This window comes from Pyrobaculum sp. (assembly GCF_049971835.1).
Taxonomy (GTDB): domain Archaea; phylum Thermoproteota; class Thermoprotei; order Thermoproteales; family Thermoproteaceae; genus Pyrobaculum.
Window position 1 is genome coordinate 1 of sequence record NZ_JBMFKV010000186.1, and the last position, 3628, is coordinate 3628.

4 protein-coding genes are annotated in these 3628 nt (G+C 55.0%); 3 read left to right on the forward strand and 1 reads right to left on the reverse strand.

What is annotated here, in order from left to right; genetic code table 11:
- The 3 genes from ACP5J3_RS11980 to ACP5J3_RS11990 all read left to right on the forward strand — a co-directional run.
- The coding region (locus ACP5J3_RS11980; protein ID WP_428495902.1) for a thioredoxin family protein at positions 1 to 627 on the forward strand (627 nt) is incomplete at its 5' end.
- Complete coding sequence (locus ACP5J3_RS11985) at positions 627 to 1190, forward strand: XTP/dITP diphosphatase (RefSeq protein ID WP_428495903.1); 564 nt, start codon at positions 627 to 629, stop codon at positions 1188 to 1190. The genes ACP5J3_RS11980 and ACP5J3_RS11985, both read left to right, overlap by 1 nt.
- 16 nt (positions 1191 to 1206) lie before the next feature.
- Positions 1207 to 2052 carry a CBS domain-containing protein gene (locus tag ACP5J3_RS11990; protein WP_014287784.1) on the forward strand — a complete coding sequence of 282 codons (846 nt, stop codon included), beginning with the start codon at positions 1207 to 1209 and terminating at the stop codon, positions 2050 to 2052.
- An 84-nt stretch (positions 2053 to 2136) separates the two neighbouring features.
- Here ACP5J3_RS11990 and ACP5J3_RS11995 read toward each other — a convergent pair.
- Positions 2137 to 3628, reverse strand: a 1492-nt coding sequence (locus tag ACP5J3_RS11995; protein ID WP_428495904.1) for a PaRep2b protein, incomplete at its 5' end; no start/stop codon positions are given.

Genomic DNA, 3628 nt, shown 5'->3' on the forward strand with positions numbered 1-3628 from the left:
GATGTAAACTTCTTTACAAGCTCCAACTGCGCTGGGCGCGACACTAATTGGTGCGTCCCTACGGAGGAGCTACTAGACCTACTTGTAAAATTGGCGCCTCCAGGTAAACTCAACGTCAAAAAATACCACGCCGAGAAGGACACTGAGGCGTTTAAGAACTTCAGAGTAGAGCCTCAGAGAGTCCCCGCAGTATATTTCGGAGACGGGTTTATAAAGTACTGGGGGGCCCCCATGGGCGAGGAGGTGAGGGCCTTCATAGAGACTGTGGTTAGGCTCAGCACGGGGAAGACCGGATTGAGACAGAAGACCAGGGCCGAGCTCTCGAATCTCGCTCAGACCGCGCCAAAGAGGGTATACGTCGTAACTTTCGTCACGCCGAGCTGTCCCTACTGCCCCTACGCGGTGTTGTTGGCCAATATGTTCGCTTTCGAAAGCAAGGGGAGGGTTGTGTCGGTGGTTGTAGAGGCTTATGAAAACCCGGACCTGGCAGATATGTACGGAGTAACTGGAGTCCCCACGGTGGTTCTACAAGCGGAGGACGCCGCCGTGGGAGATGTGGAGTTCGTCGGCGTGCCGCCGGAACACGAGCTCCTGGCCCGTGTTAGGAACCACATGGGCCTCTCTTGATGAAAATTAGGCTTGCAACAAACAACCCCCATAAGCTCGCCGAAGTTTCTCAAATCCTCGCCCCCTTCGGCGTTGAGGTAGAGAGGCTGGACGCTGAGAAGGTAGAAATTCAACACGACGATGTGGAAGTCGTCGCGAGGAGAGCCGCAGAGCTCTTATGCAGTAGGTACGGCGACTACGTCGCTGTGGACGACACAGGACTATACATAGAGGCCCTAGGCGGCTTTCCAGGGCCCTACGCCGAATATGTTTACAGAACCATCGGCCTAGGCGGGGTTCTGAAACTCCTCGAAGGGGTGGCTAATAGACGGGCGCTTTTTAAATGCGCAGTGGCTATATGTATAGGGAGTAGGGTCGAGGTTTTTACGGGGGAGGCCAGTGGGTACATTGCGAATGAGCCGAGGGGCCGCGGCGGGTTTGGATACGACCCGATCTTCATACCTGAGGGCATGCCCCACACCTTTGCAGAGCTCGGAGAAGAGGTGAAGAACAAAATTTCTCACAGAGCGAGGGCTTTCTCAGCGCTGGGGGCTTGGCTGACTAAAAAGAATTTATTTAAATAAGGCCGTTTGTAAAGTTGTGGATCTCTTCAGCAGACCTGTAATTGAGTTCGCCACAAAAAATGTAGTGACTGTAGGAGAGCGGGAGAAAGTCCTAAACGCGATGAAGACAATGGTAAGTCTCGACATTAGGAGGCTCCCCATTGTACGTGGAGATAAGCTAGTAGGCATAATAACAATGTTGGACATCTTAGATGCGATATATTCATGGGTTAGTGATAAAAACGCCGAGGGCTCTCTCTACAGCGACATCTATATGAAAAACGTGATTGAAATAGGCACGAGGAGCGTGGTTTCCGCCAGGCCCGAGACTCCGGTGGCTGAGGTGATTTCCCTCTTCCTAAGACACAACTTCGGATCTATGCCCATAGTCGACGAGGCCGGGAGGCTTTTGGGGATATTCACAGAGTGGGATGTGTTAAAAATCGCCTCCCAGCTAGACTTCCCACACAGAGTTAGAGACGTAATGACGCGCATTATCTACGTCCTAACCCCGTACTCCACGGTGATGGACGTCCTGGAGGGGATCACCATTTACAAATTTAGACGGTACCCCATTGTAGACGAAAGCGGAAGGGTTGTGTCTATGTTGCACGCCAAGGACGTCTTGAGGTACTTCGCAGACGACGAGACAGTTGAGAAAATACGCCAGGGGGCTGTCGAGGAGGTGGTAAACAACTACGTCATCAACATAGCCAAGTCCCCAATTTTCCTCACAAAGCCAAACGACCCGGTCATCGACGTCATTAGAAAAATGCTGGAATTCGACGTAGGAGGGGTCCCCGTGGTAAACGAAGAGGGCACAGCCGTGATCGGCATGGTCACGGAAAAGACGCTGATGCTCCTTTTTGAAGAGGGGGCGTAGTAGCAACACGCCCACGCCGCGGGTTTTAGCACCTCCTTATGAGAGTTGCTGACGTAGCGCACAGCCCTCGCCTTTGGGTCTTTTTTAACCTTTTTGGCATTGGCCTAGGGCGGCGCATATGGGTTCTAGGCGCATGAGGGTGTCTAGGGCGCCTCCGGTGAGGCGTATTCGTCTTTCTTCTCGGTCCCACTTCTCCACGCCGAGGGCCTTCAGCACTGCGGCTGTTCTTGCGTAGTCTGCCTCGCGTCCTCCCTCGGCGCCGGCGTGTATGTTGACGTAGCCGTAGATCCTGCCGCCGCTTTTAAAGAACCTCGCATCCTTCTCTACGATCATCTCGCGGCCATCTTCCTCAACCCTTGCCTTTATCTTGACGACCAAGTGTTCCGTCTTCTCGCTCTTCTCTGTCCACGCCTTCACCTCCACCACCCTCACCTTCATCCTCTTGCCCTCCACCTCAACCTCCTTCTCAACGGGCGGCTTTACGGTGCCCCACTGCTCGCCTTCGCGGAAGTACTGCTCTAGCCGCTGACGCACCTCCTCCCCCTTCGCCTCCGCCTCCTTTAGCAACATTTCCTTCAGCCACTGGGCCTTCTCCCTCGCCTCGCCCTCGCCGTGTAGGGCGAGCCAGCCGATGTACCTAAGGCCGTCTGCCGTTATGCGGACGAAGCCCCTCTCGCCCACGCCCGGCTCCTTAGCGGTGAAGTGGACGAAGCACCACTCCCCATCACACGCATCTCTCATCCCCAGCCTCCGCAGAAGCTCTACCGCTTTGTTGAAAGACTGGGGATCTCTAGGCTCGTAGACTACTTCTACAGCGCCGTCTTTTTTCAGCTTCACGGAGAACCTAATATCTCCCCACTCCGGCACACCCCTCTTGAACTTCCCGGCTAGGCGGTTGTAGGTGTCTTCTGACAACACCCCCGCCTCTCTGCACTTTTCGAGGAACTCCGCCACCGCCTTCCTAACAGCCTCGTGTACGGAGTCGGCGGCCAGCGCGTTGGTGGTTACGACTATGCGCCACTCGTTACGGTTGTAAGATTTGTTGTATCTCTTCCCCACCTCCGCCCTCACCCCTACAGCCCTAAGCAACGCCGCCCTCCTCTCAGCCTCCTCGCGGTTAGTTGTGTTGAATTCAAGAACTACGGTGTTGTCTTTACGCAAGCCTATCTGGTACTCTGCCGCTACGCCGTCAGCCTCGACAACCAGCCTAGCCCTCGGCCTCTTGCCCTCGGCGGTGAAGTTCTTTATCCACGCCTTGACCCTCTCAGCCCTTGCCATGTCAATCATCTTTACAACTTTGGAATAAATTTGCTCATCTCTTTTCACAGCCTCAAGCACGCGTTCGAGGCCCACTAGATGCGGCAGAGCGGCCCGGGCGAATTTCTTAGCCTCTTCGCCATACAGAATTACGTTGATGATGCCCTTGGCTTTGTACATCTTCGGCTGGCACCCCAACGCCCTCAACAGTGCGTAGTAGAGATCCGCCTTGACCTCAGCAGGCACTTCATCCTCCTCCCCACCGCCGACGTATAGCACAACCTTGTCCGCCGTCACAGTCCCGTCGCCCAGCACGTCG